Here is an 18,245-nt window from a genome sequence, read left to right as displayed (position 1 = left end):
GCCGCCACCGGCGCCAGCCCGACGACGCCGTCCGCGGACCGCGGGTCGCGCGGATCGGGCGCGGCCGGCCGCGGCGCCTCGCCGGCACCGCCGCGCGCCGATCCGGCGTCCGGCGGAGATCGCACCTGACCCTGGCCGACCCGGCGCGTTTGGACATCGGGAGCTCGGGCTCCTCGCCGACCGGCGAAGAGCGTCTCCCCGAGACCCACGACCCCGAACGGAAGGGACCAGATGACCTCCACCCGCACCATCGCCGCCCTCGCTGGCGCCGCGATCCTGGCGCTGCCCGCCGCCGCGCTCGCCGACCACGGCAAGAGCGGCGACAAGCCCGGCCACGGGACCGGCACGACCACCAAGCCCGAGCACGGCTCGAAGCCCGCCGGCCGCACCGTCGTCGTGAGCGGTGGCGTGACCGCGGTCGACGCGACCGCCAAGACGCTGACCCTGACGGTCCACGGCGGCAACAAGCGCGGCCGCGGCGACGTCGGCGAGGCCGTCACCGTCTCGCTCGACGGCGCCAAGGTCGTCGCCCCCGACAACGACGGCGACGGCACGCGCGGCGAGATCCAGGACCTGCGCGTGGGCGACCACGTGATCGTGATCGCGACCAAGGCCGCGGCCGCGCCCGGCGCGCCGGCCGGGGCCCCGACCCTCGTCGCGCGTACGGTGATCGCGACGACGCCGAAGAAGGCCAAGCGCAACCTGCTGTTCAAGGGCACGATCGCCAAGGCCGACGGCGCCGCCAAGACGATCTCGGTCGCCGTGACCGGCGGCAACCACGCGGCCAAGGCCTACAAGGCCCAGACCGTCGACTTCTCGATCGCCGACGCGCGGATCCGCGCCCGCGACAACGACGGCAACGGGACGCGCAACGAGGCCAGCGACCTGCGCGTCGGCGACAAGGTCGTCGTCCACGTGCGGCTGGCCAAGGGCGCCGAGGCGACGCAGCCGCTGGCGGCCACGTCGGTCGTCGACCAGAGCCGCACCAAGAAGTAGGGCGAGACCGCGGGGTCACGGCGGGGACGGCGGCGAGCGCGCCCGGCACGCTCGCCGCCATCCCCCACCCCGCACCGCCGTCGACAGATCGACGGCGCTCCGCGAGCGCGGACGCCCCTCCCGCCGGCAACCGCAAGCGCGCCAGATCAGCGCTGATCTGCCACGATTCCGCCGGGAATGATCGCGCGCTGCCGCCGCCTCGTCGGCTCCTCACGCTTCGATGCCGCGATCCTGCTGGTGATCGTGGCCAACGCCCTGGTCCTCGGCGCGGAGACCTACCCGGCCGTGGTCGACGCCCAGGGCACCCTGCTGCGGCGGCTCAACGACGTCTTCCTCGGCGTCTTCGTCGTCGAGCTGCTGCTGCGGATGGTCGCGTCGCTCGATCCCGCCGGCCCGCGGGCGACCGTCCGCCGCTTCGCCGGCAACCGCTGGAACCTGTTCGACCTGGTCGTGGTCGTGGCCAGCTTCCTGCCCGGCCTGCGCGAGAACGCGACCCTCCTGCGGCTGCTGCGGCTGGCCCGGATCGTGCGGGTCGTCCGGTTCCTGCCCGACCTGCAGGTGATCTTCGGCGCGGTCCTGCGCTCGATCCCGGGCGTCGCCAGCCTGGCGGTGATGAGCGCGCTGCTGATCTACGTCTACGGGATGGTCGGCTGGCTGATCTTCCACGACCACGACCCCGAGCAGTTCGGGACGATCGGCAGCGCGATGGTCACGATGTTCGTCCTGCTGACGCTCGAGAACCTGCCCGACTACATCGCCGCCGGCCGCGACCTGAGCGACTGGACGCTGCTCTTCTACCTGTCCTACGTCCTGGTCGCGTCGTTCCTGGTCTTCAACCTCTTCATCGGGATCGTGATCGGCTCGATGGAGGAGGCGCGGGCCCAGGACCGCGAGGAGAAGCGGATCCGCGAGCGGGCCGCGGCGGCCGCCACCGACGGCCGCGAGGACGACCTGATCGTCGCGGTCGAGGACAAGATCGACGAGCTGAAGACCACGCTCGAGGACCTGCGGGGCGAGCTGCGCGTGCGGCTGGCCCAGGATCTCGAGCGGGACGCGGTCAGCCGCCGCGGCGATCCCGCCGGCCGATCGGGCGCGCCGCCGGCCTAGCCCCGTCCCGGCCCGATCGCGCTCCGACGTGCGCCGGGCCCCGCGATGCGCTGTGATGGAGGCATGAGCACGTCCGCCTCCCGCCCCGCCGGCCCGCTGGTGGCCGTGATCACCGGCGCCTCCAGCGGCTTCGGCGTCGCGATCGCCAAGCGGCTGATCCAAGAGCCGGGCGCCCGCCTGGTGCTGGTCGCCCGCCGCGAGGAGCGGCTCGCCGAGCTGGCCGCGGAGCTGGGCGCCGGCCGCCCCGAGGGCACGGTGACCTACGTCGCCGCCGACCTCACCGAGGACGCCGCGCCGGCCGCCGTCCGCGACCACGTCCGCGAGCACCACGGGGCGCCGACGCTGCTGGTCAACAACGCCGGCGCCGGCTACCGCGCCCGCTTCGGCGAGGAGCGCGGCGGCTGGGAGAACGTCCGCAAGACGATGGCGATCAACTTCGACGCGGTCGTGCGGCTGACCGAGGCGCTGCTGCCGGACCTGCGCGCCAGCGCCCCGAGCGCGATCGTCAACATCTCCTCGACCGCGGCCCGGGTCGGCCGCGCCGGGGCCGCGGCCTACTCCGCCAGCAAGGCCGCGCTGGCGCTCTGGACCGACGGCCTGCGGGCCGAGGAGGCCCCGCACGGGGTCCACGTCGGCAACGTCCTGCCCGGGTTCGTCCCGACCGAGGGCTTCCCCCAGACCGAGCTGGTCGAGAGCCGCTTCGGCAAGTACGTGCTCGGCACCCAGGAGCAGGTCGCCGAGGCGGTCGTCGCCTGCGGCCTGCACGGCAAGGCCGAGCGCTACGTGCCGCGCAAGTACGAGATCGTCGCCGCGCTGCGCGGCGTCCTGCCCGGCGTCGTGCTGCGCGCCGTCGGCAACGACAAGGCCCAGCGGCTGACGACGCCGAAGACCGTCTCCGACGACTGAGGGCCGGCGCTCGCCGTCCCCTACCGTTGAGGGCATCACCGCCGTCGACGACTTCCCGATCACGATCGAGACCCGGGGCCACGGAGCCCCGGAGCTGGTCCTCGACGTCCCGCGCTGGCTGAACGACGACGTCCGGCGGATCCCCGGCCGCTACTTCGACTGGTCCGGGCGCCGCTGGCGGGCACCGCTGTCCGCGCGTGCGGCGCTGATCGTGCGCGGGCTGCTCGATCACCCGCAGGCCAACCTGCGCCTGGACGCGACGGCCGCCGACTGGCTGGGCGGCCTGGCGACCTGGCACGGCGAGGCGTCGGTCGTCGAGACGGCGAGCGGGCCGCGGCTCGCGGTCACCACCGTCTACGGCACGGCGCCGGCGGCGCTGGTGGCGTCGGCCGAGCGGCCGGTCGCGACCGCGACCGGCGAAGGCGACGAGGGCAGCGAGGGCAGCGACGACCGGGCCGGCGAGGCCGAAGCCGACGGCGACGGACGTGGCGCCGAGGGCGACGCCACGGGCGCGACCGCCGCACGGGCGACCGCGGTCGCCGGCCGCGAGCCGGTCTCCCCCGTGCACCTGCTGTCCTTCGACGCCGACGGGGTCGCGGTCCTCGACCGGCTGCCCCAGCTGTCCGTCGACCCGGTCGTGATGCTGGCCGCGGCCGAGCTGCGGCTGGGCCGGATGCCGGCCGCCGCGACGCTGCGGCTGGGCCGCGACGAGCACGACCAGCCGCGCCTGGAGCTGCTGCCGGGCTGGAGCGCTCGCGTCCACCGCGGCTTCGCCCTGCTGCCCGAGGCCGAGTCGCTGGAGACCAGCCACCGCCCCGGCTACCGGCCCGGCGACGCCCCGGTCGACCCGGCGGTGACCATCGCCGTCCCGGCCGACCCGGCGATCGTCGACCAGGTCGACGCCCTGCTGCGCGAGCACCAGGGGGTCCTCGTCACCGCCCCGGCCGGCGACCAGCTGGCGACCATGCGGGTCCAGCGCGAGCAGCGCGCCGAGACGATCGCGCTCTCGTCGGCCGCCAAGGCCAACCCGGTCAAGCGGACCGTGGCCGGCGAGCCGCTGCGGCTCGGCGGCACGTTGCAGCCGTTCCAGCACGCCGGCGTCCGCTACGTCCTGCGGCAGCGGCGGACCTTCGTCGCCGACGAGCAGGGCCTCGGCAAGACGGTCCAGGCGCTGGCCGCGATCGAGGCCGACGGCGCCCTGCCGGCGATCGTCGTCTGCCCCGCCGGGATGAAGCTCACCTGGCAACGCGAGGCGGCCCGTTGGCTGCCCCACCGAACGGTCGCCGTGCTGCACGGACGCGACCCGCGGCAGTGGCGGCGCGAGCCCGCGGCCGAGGCCGGCGGCGATCCGGCGGCGACCGATCCCGCGACCGCCGAGATCGTGGTCCTGAACTACGAGATCGTCGCCGACCATCACGAGCGGCTGGCCGCCCGCCGGGCCCGCGCGGTGGTCTTCGACGAGTCCCACTACTGCAAGGCCCCGACCGCCAAGCGCACCAAGGCCGCCCAGAAGCTGGCGGGCACGATCGTGCCCGACGGCCTCAAGCTGGCCCTGACCGGCACGCCGGTGCTCAACCAGCCGCGCGAGCTGACCAGCCAGCTGCGGCTGATCGACCGGCTGCGCGACTTCGGCTCCGGCGCCGAGCTGGCGCGGCGCTTCCGCGGCGCCAACGGCGACTGGGGCCACGACCGCCTGCACTGGCACCTGCGCGCCCACGGCTACGTGCGGCGGCTGAAGGCCGACGTGCTGCCGCAGCTGCCGGCCAAGCGCCAGGTCGAGGTCCCGCTCGAGCTCGACAACCTGGCCGAGTACCGGCTGGCCGAGAAGGACGTGGTCGCCTGGCTGCGGACCCAGCCGCTGGACCTGCGCGAGATCGACGCCAAGATCGCCGCCGCCATCCGCGCCGAGCAGCTGGTGCGGCTGAACCACCTGCGGCGGCTGTCGGCGCGCGGCAAGCTGCCGGGCGCGCTGGCGTGGATCTCGGACTTCCTCGCCCACGGCGAGCCGCTCGTCGTCTTCGCCCAGCATCGCGAGATCCAGGAGGCGGTGCTCGCCCGCTTCCCCCAGGCGGTCCACGTGCTGGGCGACGACAGCGCGATCGCCCGCGACGAGGCGGTGCGGCGGTTCCAGGCGGGGCTCCCGGCGGGCGCCCCGCTCGACGACGAGGACGGCGTCGTGATCGAGGGCCCGTTCGCGGAGCGCGATCGCGCGGCCGCGACGCGCGACGACGACGAGCGGGCGAGCGACGCCACCGTGGTCGACCTGGCGAGCGCCGCCGCGACGCGCGGCCGCGGGCGTGGCGGCGGCGCCAACCTGATCGTCTGCTCGATGCGCGCCGCCGCCCAGGGCATCACCCTCACCCGGGCCTCGAACGTCGCCTTCCTCGAGCTCGACTGGACGCCCGCGATGCACGCCCAGGCCGAGGACCGCTGCCACCGGATCGGTCAGCGCGACGCCGTCACCGCCTGGTACCTGCTGGCCTCCGACGGCGTCGACCGCGAGATGGGCGAGATCCTGCGGCAGAAGCGCGAGCTGATCGACGCGGTGGTCGACGGGCGGACGCGCGACAGCGAGCCGGTCACCCTGGCCGTGATCCGCGCGCTGCGGGAGCGTGGCGGCGAGGACTGAGCGGCCCCGGCGGGCGGGCCGCCGTCGCTCGTCGGGGTGCCCGCGGATCGGCGCTCAGACGCCGAGGATCCAGGCGACCCGGCGCACGTCGTCGGCATCGAGCACCGGCGGGCCCGCCGCCAGCCGCGCCAGCTGCCGCGCCGCGGCCCGGCGCCCGCGACCGGGGACCCGGCGCGTGCCGGGATCGTCGATCACGCCGCGGACCGGCACGTCGGTGAGCCCGAGGCCGTCGAGGGTCAGCCGGACGGCCTCGACCTGCCGCAGCAGCCCGCCGACCATCCGCCTGCGGTCCTCGGCCACCAGCCACGGGCACCAGCGGTGGGTGCGCAGCTGCGCGGCGTAGCCGCGACCGTCCAGGATCACCACGCCGGCGCACCCGACGACCAGGCGATCGACGTTCGGCGCCGTCGCCGTCACCCGCCGATCGCGGAGCACGACCAGCGGTTGGGGGCCTTCGATCGTCGCGTTCGCGGCCATGCTTGGTGATCGACGCGCCGCGATCGGGCGGAGAGGCGGGTGGACGGATGGACCGGCCGTGGGGCCGGCCAGCGGGGCCCGATCTCAACGAATGTCCAGCACGTGGAGCAACGCGCCATCGAGATCGGGCACCCGAAGGTTCTCCGTCCTCAACGGTAGGTCTTAGGCAACCCTTCGCTACGATGGAGCAGTGCCGCAGCGCGAGCTGAACGAGCAGGACGCCTTTCCCCGCGCGGGCTTCCGCGCCCGCCGCTGGCAGCGGTTCGAGCGCGACCTGGCGCTGTGGCTGAGCACGCCCGAGGGACGCTTCGCCGCCTGGCGCGCCGCCCAGGCCGTCGCCGGCGCCGCCCACCCGCGCGACTGAGCGCGGCCGACGCGCCACCCCGCCGCCGCCCGGGCCGCCCGCAGCTTCCGGCGGCACCGCCGACGGGCCGACGCAGCAGATTCCCCGAGACCCGCGGATCGCCCGCCCCCACGGGCGATCGCCGTCTCCGGACGGCCCGCTGAGGCAATCCTAATTCCCGTGTTAATTGAAGAGACTTGTTATAGTGATCGGACGTCGCACCCCAGGAAGGAGCATCCGATGGCTACGACCCATCACGCGCAGACCGGTGTCCTCTCGGACGCCAACGCCAGCAAGCGCGAGGAGATCGTCGCGCTGCTGACCGAGGCCTACTGGATGGAGGTCGAGACAGTCACCAACTACCTGGCGAACGCCGCCAACCTCGACGGCATCCGGGCCAAGGAGGTCGCCGAGGACCTCGACGCCGACGTCGAGGAGGAGCTGGGCCACGCCCGCAAGTTCGCGGCCCGGATCAAGGAGCTCTACGGCACGCCCCCGGGCTCGGCCGACTTCCCGAGCGCCCAGCCGTTCCTGCAGCCGCAGGACGACCCGACCGACGTGGTGTCGGTGATCAAGGGCGTGATCGAGGCCGAGGCCGGCGCGATCGCCCACTACAACCGGATCATCGAGGCCACCGACGGCATCGACTGGGCCACCCAGGACCTCGTGATCGAGATCCTGCGCGACGAGGAGGGCCACCTGCGGACCTTCGAGCGCTACCTGGCGGAGTTCAGCTGACCGTCGCGTCGCGGAAGGGGACCGGCGCCGCACGCCGGTCCTCCGCCGCGACCTCGGGATCGCCGACCAGCGGCTCGGCGAAGAGCCGGGTCAGCAGCGCGCCGGGGACCGGGCCGGACAGCGCGCGCGCCACCAGCTCGTCGGTCGGCCGATCGAGGATCGAGGGGGGCCGTGCATCGGGGGATGACACATCCAGTCCATCGTCACGCCGAAGCGGTCCCTTGAGCGTTCTCTCTGTGGGGTAGGGCACGGTTTCGACCGCCCCCAGACGTCCGTCCAGGAACGACGGCGTCCGCGCTGCGCCGTCCGTCCAGTGGCGCTGGCTCAGTCGACGACGCCGGCCTCGCGCAGCGTCTTGAGCCGCCAGCCGAGCACCCGCGGGCGCTTGCTCCGCTGGGCCTCGTCGTCCTCGGGGACGAGCCGCTCGGCGACGTCGATGTAGCGGCGACCGGTCGCCACGAGCAGCGCGTCGTCCAGGCAGCGGACCTGGTTGCGCTCCCAGGAGACCCCCTCGCGGAAGGTCCGGTCGATCCCCGCCAGATCGACGCTCCTGACCGTCGAGCGCAGCGCCTCGACGGTGTCGAGCCCCAGTTCCAGGGCGTGACGGCGGATCCACTCCTCGCTGCCGGTCCCGCGACTCGGCGGCGCGTCCGGGAACAGCTCGGCCAGCAGCGACCGCAGCGCCCGGGCGGTCAGGCGGTTGCCGATCGGGCGCGCGGCCGGCGGCGCGTCGGCCTCGCCGGGGTCCTTCGCCGACGTCCGGCGCGGGGCCTCGTCGGCGCCCGCCGCCCCGGCCGCCGCGTCGTCGATCTCCTGCAGCAGCTCGTCGACCATCTCGATCAGGGCGGCGGCCCGGTCGAACTTCCGCGAGACCCGCGATCCGGCCGCGCCCTTGTAGCGGGACGCGTGCTCGAGTTCGGCCCAGACGTGCTGGAGCTGGGTCCGCAGCTGGATCTCGACCCGCGGGACGCGGTAGTCCTTGGGCGGGTCGGGGATCGCCAGCGGCGGTCCGGGATCGACCAGCACGTGCAGGCTCTGGTAGCCGAACTGCCGCTCCTCGGCGTTGCGCGACCCCTTGTTGCGGAGCTCGCGCACCGTCAGTCCGTCGTCCTCCCCGATCGCCTGCGCGACCGCCTCGACCTGGGCGGGCAGGAAGCAGACCACGCGCAGCGCCAGCTGGTCGGTGACCTCGTCGCAGGGCAGGCGGTACTTCAGCCGTCCCGGGTGCTCGGGATCCTCGACACCGGCCTTCTGCTCGAACGACTCCGGCGACTTGATCCGCCAGGCCAGGTCGAACTGGCCGGTCGGGATCCCGACCCCGCGGATCAGCTCCAGCATGTGCGCCTCGAGCGTCTCGCCCAGCCGCCGCAGGAACGCCTGGTAGGACGGCAGCTCGTAGTGCTTGCGCGCCCGACGGGCGTGCTCTGCGTCGATCGTGGTCGTCATCGGCCCGAGCCAGACTCGCAGGCCCGGCGGTCGGGTCGGGCGGTCGGGTCGGGCGGTCGGGTCGGGCGGACCGCCGCCGGGCTCAGTCGCGCGGGCGGCGGGCGCTCGAGGCGGAGCGGCCGGGACGCGCGGTCGCGCGGCGGGCCCAGCCGCGCACCCGGTCGGCGGTCGAGACCTGCCGGCGGAACCGCTGCTGGTCGAGCGTGGCACCGCAGTAGGAGCAGCCGGCGGCGAAGGCGGTGACCCGCTCGCCGCACCGGGGACAGACGTTGAGATCGCGGTCGAACATCTCGGGCGCCGTAGGCCGGGCGCGCGGCGTCGTTGGATGCCACCGACGGTAGGCCGGGCGCGTCAAGCCCGGCTCAATCCCCGTTCACGATCGCGTAGGAGTTGCCCCCTCCCCTAGCCACTCCCCAGGGTTAGGCGAACCACCCCAGAGGTTGTTCGCAGACTCGCCCGTGGGTCCTACGGTGTCGGCATGAGCACTCGAACGACAACCGTGAAGTGGTGGGGCGTCGGCTCCGCCCTGTTGATGATCGTCGGCGGCATCGGACCATGGGTCACCGTCGGCGGGACCACGATCGCCAACGGGACCGAGAAGGACGGCGTCTTCCTGATCGCGCTCGGCCTGATCGCCGGCGGCCTGCTGGTCTGGCGCGGCGGAGCCGCCAAGTGGCCCGCGATCGTCGCCCTCTCCGTCGCCGTCCTCGCCGTCGTCATCAGCATCGCCGACCTCGGCTCGGTCAGCGGCGACTCGATCGCCGCCGCGCTCGCCGATCCCGGCTGGGGGCTGTACCTGGACCTGGTGGCGTCGATCTCGCTGGTGGCCGCGACCGCCGTGCTGCTGATCAAGAGCCGCAGCACCGCCGCCGCGGCACCGGCCGCGTAGGGGCCGCCGGGCGCTTGGCCGGGCCCCTGACGCGGAGTACCGTTGCCGTCGATGGCCGGCCACCGTGGACGTCGCCCCGGGCAACGCCTGTTCGTCGCCCTCGATCCCCCGGTCGCCGTCCGCGAGGCGCTGCTGGCCTGGACGCGCCAGCAGCGTGGCCAGGCACCGGCGATGCGCGCCGTGCCCGCCGAGCAGCTGCACGTCACGCTGGCCTTCCTCGGTGCCCGCACCGCCACCGAGATCGACCCGATCGCCGACGCCGTCGCCGAGGCGGTCGCGACCGTCAGCGACGGTCGCCCGCTGCCGCGACTGCGCCTCGGCGGCCCGCTCTGGCTGCCGCCGCGGCGCCCGCGGGTGCTGGCGGCCGAGGTCCACGACGACGGCGCCGGCGAGCTGCTGGCCCTGCAGGCCGCGGTCGCCGCCGGGCTGCGCGACGCGATCGGCTGGGAGGAGGAGCGGCGCTTCCTCCCCCACCTGACCCTCGCCCGGATGCGCTCGGACGCGGCGCCCGACCGTCGATCGCTCCCCGCCACCCCGGCCGCCGAGTTCGAGCCCGAGGCCGTCGTCGTCTACCGCTCGCACCTGGAGCCGACCGGCGCCCGCTACGAGGCGATCGAGCGGCTGGCGCTCCGCTGACCGCGCCCGAGGTGGTCGGCGAGCAGCGCCAGCCGCTGCCGCGCGACGCCGCGGGTCTCGCCGTAGGAGCTGGTCAGCAGCGGGTCGCCGACCTGCTCCGTCCGCTCGATCGCCGCGTCGAGGATCGCGTGGGCGCGCTCCAGCGGCAGCGGGATCACCTCGATCGGGGACTCGCCGCCGATCGAGGCAATCTCCTCGCGCAGGCCGTCGAGCTCGTGGGTCAGGTGCAGCGACGTCGCCGCGCCGCCGCGCTCGTGGACGACGATCGCGGACAGGCAGTGCCGCGGGCCGACGTCGCGGGAGAACTCGACGATCACCGTCTGCACCCGGTCGTCGCCGGGGGCCGTCAGCAGCGCCGCCCGCGTCGGCCGCGTCGAGGCCAGCTGCGCCCACCACGACGGCCGCGGCACCCCCGCCGCGACGAGCCGCTCGGCCGCCGGTCCCGCGGCCGACGCGATCGGCTCGCTGCCGGCGACCGCGAGCGCGCTCAGCGCCGCCACCGCGGGAGCGTCACCGGCGGCCGACAGGCCCTCGATCAGCAGCTCGCCGACGACCGCCTCGAGCTCGGCGCCCGGGCCGTCGGGGCCTGTGAACCACTGGCCGCAGACGTCGGAGGCGATCCGCTCGGCGTCGAGCGCGTCGACGACCCGCGGGGTCCAGACCCGCAGCTGCCCGATCGCCAGGTCGACCAGCTCGCCCGCGAGGGTCGGGAGATCGATCCCGTCGATCCAGGCGACGGAGCGGCCGTCGGCCGAGCGACCGGCCGACCGTCGGGCCCGCTCCCGGGCGCTCGGGCGGTTGCTGCGGCCATGGCGCGTGGTCATGGACCGATGGTGCCGGCGACCGCTGTGCCGGATCGAGGGGTCGAACGTGCCGGTAGTGCGCCGGAACGGTGACGGATCAGCGCCGGCGGATCGCCCGCCACTCCTCGATCGCCGCCCGCTCCCGGACCCCGGCCGCGGCGCTGTGGTCGACGGTCAGGTCGTGGGCCGCGTCGGAGCACCAGAGCCCCGGATGGCGGTCGAGCCAGCGCTGGGCGTCGCGAGCGCCCTCCTCGATCAGCAGCTCGACGAAGCGCTCGTCGAAGAGCAGGAAGCTCAGCAGCTCTCCGCGCGCCCGCGTCCGGCCACCGCCGAGCAATCGCGAGACGACCGGCAGGTCTGGCCGCAGCAGGCCTCGCAGCCCGGCGTAGCGCTCCTGGAACACCTGCTCGGCGATCTCCGCGATCCGGCCGCGCCGCTCGGGCGCGACCAGCGCGTAGGAGACGCGCCGGTAGGCGGGCTTGCCGCGGGCCGCCCGCTCGGCCCGGGCACCGGCGTGGAGCGCGCCGAGGCCGCCGTCCTCGGCCAGGAACGAGTTGATCGCGGCCAGCCGGTGGAGGTCGTCGGCGACCTGGTCGACCAGCAGGCCGTCGAGGATGTTGGCCGTGACGTCGGCCAGCCGCGCCCCGTGCAGCGGCCGGGTGTCGGGAGCGCGAGCCGCGAAGGGCTCCAGGCCGATCAGGATCACCCGCTCGGCCCCGAGCGCCAGCGCGGGCGAGAGCGGCGAGTTCAGCCGCACCCCGCCGTCGATGTAGGAGTCCGCGGCCTCGGGCGGGCAGGCCAGCTCGACCGGCGGGAACAGCAGCGGGATCGCCGCGCTCGCGCGCACGTGGTCGGCGGTCAGGCCGTCGACGCCGACGTAGCGCAGGTCGTCCGCCGGGCCGCTCCTCGGCAGCCGCGAGGAGGCGCTGTGGACGAACCCGACCGGCCCGCCGCCGCTGAGCGCGGTGGCGACGACGCAGAGCGCGTCCAGACGCCCGGCGCGGACGTTGTCGCGGACGTCGCCCCAGTCGATCCAGCGCTCCAGCGACGCGGTCAGCGGCGTCGGATCCATCAGCCCGGCGAGCCGCGCGCCCGGCAGCTCGAGCATCTCCCCGACCAGCCGCAGGCCGCTCTTGACCAGCCCGGGACCGATCACCGGCCGGATCACGTCGCCCTTGCGCATCTCCCGCCAGACCTCGAGCAGCAGCGACGCCTGCTTGTGCAGCGGCAGGTGCGCGACCGAGGCCAGGAAGGCCGCGTTGATCGCGCCGACCGACGTGCCGCAGGCGATCGCCGGGCGCTCGCCGCGCGCCTCCATCGCCGGCCCCAGGACCGACAGCGCCCCGGCCTCGTAGGCCCCGCGCGCGCCACCTCCCGGGAGCACGACCGCGATCGGCGCGCCCGAGGGACGGAGGTCGTGGCCGTTGCGTCGGCGATCGGCGAATCCGTCGTGCATCGGCCTCCGAGGTTCGCCGCTCGGGCCGCCCGCGACCATGGCCCGGCGGCCCGACGCGGCGCCGCCCGCCTGTCCGTCGCGGCGAGGACGACCGGCCGCGGCGCGCTATCGTGCAGCGCGATGGCCCAGCGCTCCCGCACCGACGTGCCTCGCGACCGCGCCCGCGGTCGCAGCGCGGCGGCCATCGTCCTGACCATTACCGCCTGAGCCTGCGCCACCGCGCGCAGGCCCGTCGTCCCTCGAACGGACGACCGGCGGTCGCACGGACGCCGGCGGGTCGCTCGCAGGGACCGGAGGAGACCCCGTGTTCCACACCATCGAGCTGACTCTCGACCCGACCGAGCCGACCGTCCTGCAGCGCCTGATCGTGCTCTGCCGGGCGCGCGGCTGCTCGATCGTGGGGCTCGACTACCGGCCCGCGTCGGCGACTCTGGCCGTCGACGCCAGCCCCGGGCGGGTCGCGCTGCTCGGCGACCGGCTGCGGTCGCTCGTCGGGGTCCTCGACGCGTCCGGCCCGGCGCTCGCCGCCGACCCGGACGGCCACGGCGAGGTGCCCGCGGCGAGCCCCGGCGACGGGCTCGCCAGCCGCCTCGGCCCGACCCGGCCCGTCGACCCGCTCACTCCGGCCGCGGTCGCGGCCCGGTCGTCCGGTCGGCTCGCGACCAGGTGCTGAGGACCATCAGCGTCTTCGTCCCCGTGACCTGACCGCTGCGGCGCAGCTGGTCGATGGCCCGCCGCAGGTGCGCCATGTCCTGGACGCGCAGTCGCACCAGCGCGTCCGGGTCGCCCGCCGTCGTGAACACCTGCTGGACCTCCGGCAGGTCGCGGGCCGCCGCCTCGATGTCCTCCAGGCGGGTGTTGCCGATCATCCGCAGCTCGGTGAACGCCTCCAGCGCCCACCCGAGCTTCTCGTGGTCGATCACCGCCGTGTAGCCGGTGATCACCCCGAGCCGCTCGAGACGGTCGATCCGCCGCTTGACCGCCGGCGCCGAGAGCCCGACCTGCTCGCCCAGGTCGGCCAGCCGCCGCCGCGAGTTGCGCTCGAGCGCGGCCAGCAGCTCGCGGTCGACGTCGTCCAGCTGCGGAAGGTCGCTCATCACCTCACCGTACGCGATCGACGCAACGGATCGCCGATGACCGACCTGTTTGCGGCGCTGGCTTGCGTTCTGATGCAGGTTCTGGAGCCTCTGATTGCACGTGTGACGGGGGCCACGGTTGACTGCCGGCGAACCACCACTGGCGACCGAGGCTTCCGATGGACCCCGTCTTCCCTCGCACCGAGCAGCTGATCCTCTGCGAGGACCGCACCACCGGCCTGCGCGCCGTCATCGCGATCGACGACACGACGCTCGGGCCCGGCCTCGGCGGCGTCCGGCTGAAGGCCTATCCGAGCGACGCGGCCGCGGTCGTCGAGGCCCGCCGCCTGGCCGCCGCGATGACGTTGAAGAACGCCGCCGCCGAGCTCCCCTACGGCGGTGGCAAGTCGGTGATCATCGACCACGGCCCGATCGAGGACCGGCGAGCCCTGATGCAGGCCTTCGGGCGCTTCGTCGGCCGCACCGCAGGCGCCTACCTGCCCGGGGTCGACATGGGCACCAGCACCGCCGACCTGGCCGAGATCGGTCGCGTGGCGCCGGACGTCGCCTGCGACCAGGAGGACCCGTCGGGCTGGACGGCGCTCGGCGTCTGGGCCGGGCTCCGCGCGACCGTCCAGCACCTGGACGGCCGCGACGACCTGGACGGCCTGACGGTCGCGATCCAGGGCGTCGGCCACGTCGGGGGCGACCTCGCCCGCCGCGTCGCGCACGAGGGCGCCCGGGTGCTGGTGGCCGACGTCGACGAGCAGCGCGCGGCCGACGTCGCGGCCGAGATCGGCGGCGACGTCGTGCCGGCCGACCGGATCGCGCTCGCGGAGTGCGACGTCTTCGCCCCCTGCGCCGCCGCCCGCGTGATCGACGCCGAGACGCTGCCGCGGCTGCGCTGCCGGGCGATCGTCGGCGCCGCCAACGACGTCCTCGCCGACGCCGCGCTGGCCGCCGAGCTGGCCCGCCGCGACATCGCCTACGCCCCCGACTTCCTGGTCAACGCCGGCGGCGTCGTCCACATCCACGCGTTGCGCGCGGGCTGGACCTCGAGCCGGCTGGAGGCCGAGGTGCTCGCGATCGGCGACCGCACGGGGCGGGTCCTCGGCGACGCCCGCCGCGCTCGCCGGACCCCGCTGGAGCAGGCGGTCGAGATCGCCCGCGAGCGGATCGCCGCCGCCCGCACCCGCCCCGCCGCCGTAGCCGCCTGACCCCGGACGGAGAACCACGATGAGCACCGCGACCCGCACCCGCCGCCGGCCCGAGGCCGCGCCCAAGGCCGAGACCGCCGACGACGCCCCCGTCGACCTTCTCACCGCGGCCGACCACGCCGCGCTCCACGAGCTGATGCTGCTGACCCGCGCCGTCGAGGAGCGCGGGGTGCGGCTGTACAAGCAGGGCAAGATCCCCGGCTCCTTCTACGATGGTCGCGGGCAGGAGGCGATCGCCGTCGGCGCGACCTACGCGCTCGCGGCCGACGACGTCGTCTGCTCGCCGCTGATCCGCGACCTCGGCGCCCACCTGGTCCGCGGCACCGACCTGGTCGAGGTGTTCCGCCACTACCTCGGGCGCGAGAACCGGCTCAGCCGCGGGCGCGAGGGCAACATCCACTTCGGCGACCGCCGTCTGGGCGTCGTCGGACCGGTCTCGATGCTGCCGGACATGATGGTCGTCGCGGTCGGCGTCGCGATGGCGTTCCGGATCCGCGGCGAGCAGCGCTGCGCGCTGAGCTTCTTCGGCGACGGCGCGACGTCCCGGGGAGACTGGCACGAGGCGATGAACTGGGCCAGCGTCCGCCGCGACCCGGTCGTCTTCGTCTGCGAGAACAACCAGCTGGCCTACTCGACCCCGACCTCCCGCCAGTTCCGGGTCCGGCCGGCCGAGCGCGCCGCCGCCTACGCGATGCCCGCCGAGATCGTCGACGGCAACGACGTGACCGCGGTCTTCGACGCCGTCCGGCGGGCGCGCGAGCGGGCCCTCGACGGGGGCGGCCCGACGCTGGTCGAGGCCGAGAGCATGCGGATGCACGGCCACGGGGCGCACGACGACGCGTCCTACGTGACGCCCGAGCTGCTGGCCGCGTGGGCCGACCGCGACCCGCTGGCGGCCCACGCACCGATCGCCGTCGCGCACGGGGTCGACCCCGAGGCGCTGCTGCGGATGGTCACCGAGCGGGTCGACGCCGCGGTCGCCGAGGCGCTCTCCAGCCCGATGCCCGACCCCGCCGGGGCGACCGACGACGTCTTCTGCGTCGGCGAGCCGCAGGGCCTCGGCGCCGGCGACGCCCCGTGGAGCGGGTTCGCGACGGCAGCGATCGCCGACCGGCGGCAGGCGGCCTGAGATGGCGCGGATGACCTACCTGCAGGCGATCACCGACGGCCTCCGCGAGGAGATGCGGGCCGACGAGCGGGTGCTGCTGCTGGGCGAGGACATCGGCGCCTTCGGCGGCGCGTTCAAGGCGACGGTCGGGCTGCAGGAGGAGTTCGGCAGCGACCGCGTCCAGGACACCCCGATCGCCGAGGCCGCGATCATCGGCACCTCGGTCGGCGCCGCGATCGCCGGCCTGCGACCGGTCTGCGAGATGCAGTTCTCGGACTTCGTCGCCTGCGGATTCGACCAGCTGGTCAACGTGGCCGGCAAGATCCACTACCGGACCGGGCTCGCCGCGCCGATGGTCGTGCGGCTGCCGACCGGCGGCGGATTCGGGGGCGGCCCGTTCCACTCCCAGAACCCGGAGGCCTGGTTCATGCACGCGCCGGGCCTGAAGGTCGTCGCCCCGTCGACGCCGGAGGACGCCAAGGGGATGCTGATCGGCGCGATCCGCGACCCGAACCCGGTCTGCTTCCTGGAGCACAAGAACCTCTACCGGCGGGTCAAGGGCGACGTGCCCGAGGGCACCTACGCGACCCCGTTCGAGGCCAGGATCGCCCGACCCGGCCGCGACCTGACGATCGTCGCCTACGGGGCGATGGTCCACGCCGCCCTGACCGTCGCCGAGCAGCTGGCGCCCGAGGCGGACGTCGAGGTGCTCGACCTGCGCTCGCTGGTGCCGCTCGACGAGCAGGCGATCCTGGAGAGCGTCTCCCGCACGAGCAAGGTGCTGATCGTCGACGAGGCCAACGAGACCTGCGCCGCCGGCGCCCAGGTCGCCGCCCTGATCGCCGAGCAGGCGTTCGACCAGCTCGACGGTCCGATCCGCCGGATCGCCACCCCCGACGCGCCGATCCCCTTCAGCCCGACGCTGGAACCGGCCGTCCTGCCCACGCCCGATCGCATCCTGGAGGCCGCCCGTGAGCTCCTCGCCTACTGACCTGGCGACCCTGGTCGACGTCGTGATGCCCGCGATGGGCTCGTCCGTCGTCGAGGGCACGATCGTCGAGTGGCGGGTCGCCGTCGGCGACATCGTCGCGGCCGACCAGACGCTCTGCGAGATCTCGACCGACAAGGTCGAGAGCGAGTGCCCCTCCCCCGCCGCCGGCACGATCGTCGAGCTGGCGGTCGACGCCGGCGAGACGGTCGACGTCGGAACGGCGATCGCCCGGATCGCGCCCGAGGGATCGGGCGCGTCCCCGACGAGCGCCGAGGCGACCGCGAACGGCCACGGGCGCGCAGTCGATGAGGATGCGGCCGACGACCGCGCGGCGAGCGCGAGCGGCCCGGTCGTTGCCGCGACCAACGGCCACGACCGCCGCGGCGCGCTCAAGCGCTCCTCTCCCGTCGCCCTGCGGATCGCGACCGAGCACGGGCTCGACGTCGCGATGCTGACCGGCAGCGGCCGCAACGGCCGCGTCACCAAGGGCGACGTCCTGCGGGCGATCGAGGACGGCGTCGCCGCGGCCGACGAGCCGCCGATGCACATCGAGTCGCCCTATCGACACGATCCGAACGTGCCCGTCGCGGGGGCGGAGCAGCGCTCCTCCTCAGCGCGCCCCGCGCCTGCCCCCGCGGCCGGCACGACCCCTGCCGCGGCCGCTCCCGGCAGTGCGGGCCGCGGCGGCGCGGCCGCGGCGGCCCCGCCCGCGGTGCCCGACGAGCTGGGCGGCGTCCCGGCGCCGATGTCGCGGATGCGCCGCTCGATCGGCACCGCGATGCGGCGGGCGCTCGACAGCGCGGCGCACTGCACGACGGTCGTCGAGTGCGACATGTCGCGGATCGAGCGCCGGCGGCGCGAGCTGGGCCTGACCGCGCTGCCGCTGATCGCGGCCGAGGTGATCGCGACCCTGCGCGACTTCCCGGCGCTCAACGCGACGCTCGACGGCGACGTCCTCACCGGCTACGACCGGATCCACCTGGGGATCGCCGTCTCGCTCGGCGAGGACGGCCTGATCGTCCCGGTGATCCACGACGCGCAGGACCTCAGCGCCGAGGGGATCGGCCGCCGGATCAAGGACCTCGCCGTCCGCGCCCGCGGCAGGCAGCTGCTGCCCGACGAGGTCCGCGGCGGCACGTTCACGATCACCAACCCGGGCGCGGCCGGGGCCCTGATCGCGACGCCGGTGATCAACGTCCCCCAGGTCGCGATCCTCGACCTCGAGGCGATCGTCAAGCGCCCGGTCGTCGTGACCGACGCCGACGGCAGCGACAGCATCGCGATCCGCCCGATGGCCAACCTCTGCATGAGCTGGGACCACCGGGCGCTGGACGGCCTCTACGCCGCCCAGTTCCTGACCGCGTTGCGCGGGCGGCTGGAGGGCGCGGCCGCCTGAGCGGGCGCCGCGCCGGACGGTCGCGGCGACC

The 18,245-nt window shown here is 75.0% G+C and carries 20 protein-coding genes; 13 read left to right on the top strand and 7 right to left on the bottom strand.

What is annotated here, in order from left to right; translation table 11 throughout:
• Positions 1 to 231: 231 nt before the first annotated feature.
• The 4 genes from PAI11_RS27315 to PAI11_RS14095 all read left to right on the top strand — a co-directional run bounded on the left by PAI11_RS27315 (position 232) and on the right by PAI11_RS14095 (position 5,638).
• On the top strand, positions 232 to 996 hold the full coding sequence (locus PAI11_RS27315; protein WP_007575922.1) for a hypothetical protein: 765 nt from the start codon (positions 232 to 234) through the stop codon (positions 994 to 996).
• 177 nt (positions 997 to 1,173) lie between these two features.
• The gene (locus PAI11_RS14105) at positions 1,174 to 2,103 is read left to right on the top strand and encodes an ion transporter (RefSeq protein ID WP_007575920.1); all 930 of its coding nucleotides are present in this window, start codon (positions 1,174 to 1,176) and stop codon (positions 2,101 to 2,103) included.
• Positions 2,104 to 2,166: 63 nt separating this feature from the next.
• Entirely contained in the window at positions 2,167 to 3,009 is an 843-nt protein-coding gene (locus PAI11_RS14100; protein ID WP_007575918.1) for an SDR family NAD(P)-dependent oxidoreductase, read from the top strand.
• A gap of 211 nt (positions 3,010 to 3,220) precedes the next feature.
• Positions 3,221 to 5,638, top strand: a complete 2,418-nt coding sequence (locus tag PAI11_RS14095) for a DEAD/DEAH box helicase (protein WP_007575916.1) — start codon at positions 3,221 to 3,223, stop codon at positions 5,636 to 5,638.
• 54 nt (positions 5,639 to 5,692) lie between these two features.
• Here the strand turns inward: PAI11_RS14095 and PAI11_RS14090 are convergent, their stop codons facing one another.
• Positions 5,693 to 6,115 (bottom strand): hypothetical protein, encoded by a 423-nt coding sequence (locus PAI11_RS14090; protein WP_007575915.1) that lies wholly within the window; start codon positions 6,113 to 6,115, stop codon positions 5,693 to 5,695.
• Positions 6,116 to 6,305: 190 nt separating this feature from the next.
• On the opposite strand from PAI11_RS14090, the gene PAI11_RS27310 reads away from it, so the two are divergent.
• The gene (locus PAI11_RS27310; RefSeq protein ID WP_007575913.1) at positions 6,306 to 6,479 is read left to right on the top strand and encodes a hypothetical protein; all 174 of its coding nucleotides are present in this window, start codon (positions 6,306 to 6,308) and stop codon (positions 6,477 to 6,479) included.
• Between the two features lie 219 nt (positions 6,480 to 6,698).
• Positions 6,699 to 7,196: a ferritin-like domain-containing protein gene (locus PAI11_RS14085; RefSeq protein WP_007575911.1), complete on the top strand. Its 498-nt coding sequence runs from the start codon at positions 6,699 to 6,701 to the stop codon at positions 7,194 to 7,196.
• Here the strand turns inward: PAI11_RS14085 and PAI11_RS14080 are convergent.
• The 3 genes from PAI11_RS14080 to PAI11_RS14070 all read right to left on the bottom strand — a co-directional run bounded on the left by PAI11_RS14080 (position 7,189) and on the right by PAI11_RS14070 (position 8,931).
• A complete protein-coding gene (locus PAI11_RS14080; protein WP_007575909.1) occupies positions 7,189 to 7,386 on the bottom strand; it encodes a hypothetical protein in 198 nt (65 codons plus the stop codon). The genes PAI11_RS14085 and PAI11_RS14080 overlap by 8 nt on opposite strands.
• 134 nt (positions 7,387 to 7,520) lie before the next feature.
• The gene (locus PAI11_RS14075; protein ID WP_007575907.1) at positions 7,521 to 8,642 is read right to left on the bottom strand and encodes a GTP pyrophosphokinase; all 1,122 of its coding nucleotides are present in this window, start codon (positions 8,640 to 8,642) and stop codon (positions 7,521 to 7,523) included.
• Positions 8,643 to 8,724: 82 nt separating this feature from the next.
• The gene (locus tag PAI11_RS14070) at positions 8,725 to 8,931 is read right to left on the bottom strand and encodes a hypothetical protein (protein WP_007575905.1); all 207 of its coding nucleotides are present in this window, start codon (positions 8,929 to 8,931) and stop codon (positions 8,725 to 8,727) included.
• Positions 8,932 to 9,120: 189 nt separating this feature from the next.
• Between PAI11_RS14070 and PAI11_RS14065 the strand changes: the two genes are divergently transcribed.
• Entirely contained in the window at positions 9,121 to 9,531 is a 411-nt protein-coding gene (locus tag PAI11_RS14065; protein WP_138974319.1) for a hypothetical protein, read from the top strand.
• Between the two features lie 51 nt (positions 9,532 to 9,582).
• Entirely contained in the window at positions 9,583 to 10,167 is a 585-nt protein-coding gene (thpR, locus tag PAI11_RS14060; RefSeq protein ID WP_007575901.1) for an RNA 2',3'-cyclic phosphodiesterase, read from the top strand.
• On the opposite strand, the gene PAI11_RS14055 is transcribed toward thpR, so the two are convergent.
• Together PAI11_RS14055 and PAI11_RS14050 are read right to left on the bottom strand one after the other, a co-directional pair.
• Positions 10,134 to 10,991 (bottom strand): hypothetical protein, encoded by an 858-nt coding sequence (locus PAI11_RS14055; RefSeq protein ID WP_007575898.1) that lies wholly within the window; start codon positions 10,989 to 10,991, stop codon positions 10,134 to 10,136. The two genes, thpR and PAI11_RS14055, sit on opposite strands and share 34 nt — an antisense overlap.
• Positions 10,992 to 11,067: 76 nt before the next feature.
• On the bottom strand, positions 11,068 to 12,426 hold the full coding sequence (locus PAI11_RS14050) for a patatin-like phospholipase family protein (RefSeq protein WP_007575896.1): 1,359 nt from the start codon (positions 12,424 to 12,426) through the stop codon (positions 11,068 to 11,070).
• Between the two features lie 304 nt (positions 12,427 to 12,730).
• On the opposite strand from PAI11_RS14050, the gene PAI11_RS14045 reads away from it, so the two are divergent.
• Positions 12,731 to 13,099: a hypothetical protein gene (locus PAI11_RS14045; protein WP_040600312.1), complete on the top strand. Its 369-nt coding sequence runs from the start codon at positions 12,731 to 12,733 to the stop codon at positions 13,097 to 13,099.
• On the opposite strand, the gene PAI11_RS14040 is transcribed toward PAI11_RS14045, so the two are convergent.
• Entirely contained in the window at positions 13,044 to 13,523 is a 480-nt protein-coding gene (locus tag PAI11_RS14040) for an Lrp/AsnC family transcriptional regulator (RefSeq protein ID WP_040600311.1), read from the bottom strand. The genes PAI11_RS14045 and PAI11_RS14040 overlap by 56 nt on opposite strands.
• A gap of 158 nt (positions 13,524 to 13,681) precedes the next feature.
• On the opposite strand from PAI11_RS14040, the gene PAI11_RS14035 reads away from it, so the two are divergent.
• The 4 genes from PAI11_RS14035 to PAI11_RS14020 are packed head-to-tail and all read left to right on the top strand — an operon-like array spanning position 13,682 to position 18,214.
• On the top strand, positions 13,682 to 14,719 hold the full coding sequence (locus PAI11_RS14035; RefSeq protein WP_007575890.1) for a Glu/Leu/Phe/Val dehydrogenase family protein: 1,038 nt from the start codon (positions 13,682 to 13,684) through the stop codon (positions 14,717 to 14,719).
• A gap of 19 nt (positions 14,720 to 14,738) precedes the next feature.
• The gene (locus PAI11_RS14030) at positions 14,739 to 15,848 is read left to right on the top strand and encodes a thiamine pyrophosphate-dependent dehydrogenase E1 component subunit alpha (RefSeq protein ID WP_007575888.1); all 1,110 of its coding nucleotides are present in this window, start codon (positions 14,739 to 14,741) and stop codon (positions 15,846 to 15,848) included.
• 10 nt (positions 15,849 to 15,858) lie between these two features.
• Entirely contained in the window at positions 15,859 to 16,818 is a 960-nt protein-coding gene (locus tag PAI11_RS14025) for an alpha-ketoacid dehydrogenase subunit beta (RefSeq protein ID WP_007575886.1), read from the top strand.
• The gene (locus PAI11_RS14020) at positions 16,799 to 18,214 is read left to right on the top strand and encodes a dihydrolipoamide acetyltransferase family protein (RefSeq protein WP_007575884.1); all 1,416 of its coding nucleotides are present in this window, start codon (positions 16,799 to 16,801) and stop codon (positions 18,212 to 18,214) included. Before PAI11_RS14025 ends, PAI11_RS14020 begins: the two co-directional genes overlap by 20 nt.
• The last annotated feature ends 31 nt before the right edge of the window (positions 18,215 to 18,245 follow it).

The organism is Patulibacter medicamentivorans, from assembly GCF_000240225.1.
Classification (GTDB): Bacteria; Actinomycetota; Thermoleophilia; order Solirubrobacterales; family Solirubrobacteraceae; genus Patulibacter; species Patulibacter medicamentivorans.
Note: the sequence above shows the minus strand (reverse complement) of the source record. Positions and strands in the feature narration are given on the sequence as shown.

Coding starts and splice junctions, on each gene's coding strand:
- PAI11_RS27315 (WP_007575922.1), top strand. CDS start 232: ATGACCTCCACCCGCACCATCGCCGCCCTCGCTGGCGCCGCGATCCTG.
- PAI11_RS14070 (WP_007575905.1), bottom strand. CDS start 8,931: ATGTTCGACCGCGATCTCAACGTCTGTCCCCGGTGCGGCGAGCGGGTC.
- PAI11_RS14050 (WP_007575896.1), bottom strand. CDS start 12,426: ATGCACGACGGATTCGCCGATCGCCGACGCAACGGCCACGACCTCCGT.
- PAI11_RS14105 (WP_007575920.1), top strand. CDS start 1,174: ATGATCGCGCGCTGCCGCCGCCTCGTCGGCTCCTCACGCTTCGATGCC.
- PAI11_RS14025 (WP_007575886.1), top strand. CDS start 15,859: ATGACCTACCTGCAGGCGATCACCGACGGCCTCCGCGAGGAGATGCGG.
- PAI11_RS14030 (WP_007575888.1), top strand. CDS start 14,739: ATGAGCACCGCGACCCGCACCCGCCGCCGGCCCGAGGCCGCGCCCAAG.
- PAI11_RS14100 (WP_007575918.1), top strand. CDS start 2,167: ATGAGCACGTCCGCCTCCCGCCCCGCCGGCCCGCTGGTGGCCGTGATC.
- PAI11_RS14085 (WP_007575911.1), top strand. CDS start 6,699: ATGGCTACGACCCATCACGCGCAGACCGGTGTCCTCTCGGACGCCAAC.
- thpR (WP_007575901.1), top strand. CDS start 9,583: ATGGCCGGCCACCGTGGACGTCGCCCCGGGCAACGCCTGTTCGTCGCC.
- PAI11_RS14040 (WP_040600311.1), bottom strand. CDS start 13,523: ATGAGCGACCTTCCGCAGCTGGACGACGTCGACCGCGAGCTGCTGGCC.
- PAI11_RS14065 (WP_138974319.1), top strand. CDS start 9,121: ATGAGCACTCGAACGACAACCGTGAAGTGGTGGGGCGTCGGCTCCGCC.
- PAI11_RS14055 (WP_007575898.1), bottom strand. CDS start 10,991: ATGACCACGCGCCATGGCCGCAGCAACCGCCCGAGCGCCCGGGAGCGG.
- PAI11_RS14035 (WP_007575890.1), top strand. CDS start 13,682: ATGGACCCCGTCTTCCCTCGCACCGAGCAGCTGATCCTCTGCGAGGAC.
- PAI11_RS14075 (WP_007575907.1), bottom strand. CDS start 8,642: ATGACGACCACGATCGACGCAGAGCACGCCCGTCGGGCGCGCAAGCAC.
- PAI11_RS14090 (WP_007575915.1), bottom strand. CDS start 6,115: ATGGCCGCGAACGCGACGATCGAAGGCCCCCAACCGCTGGTCGTGCTC.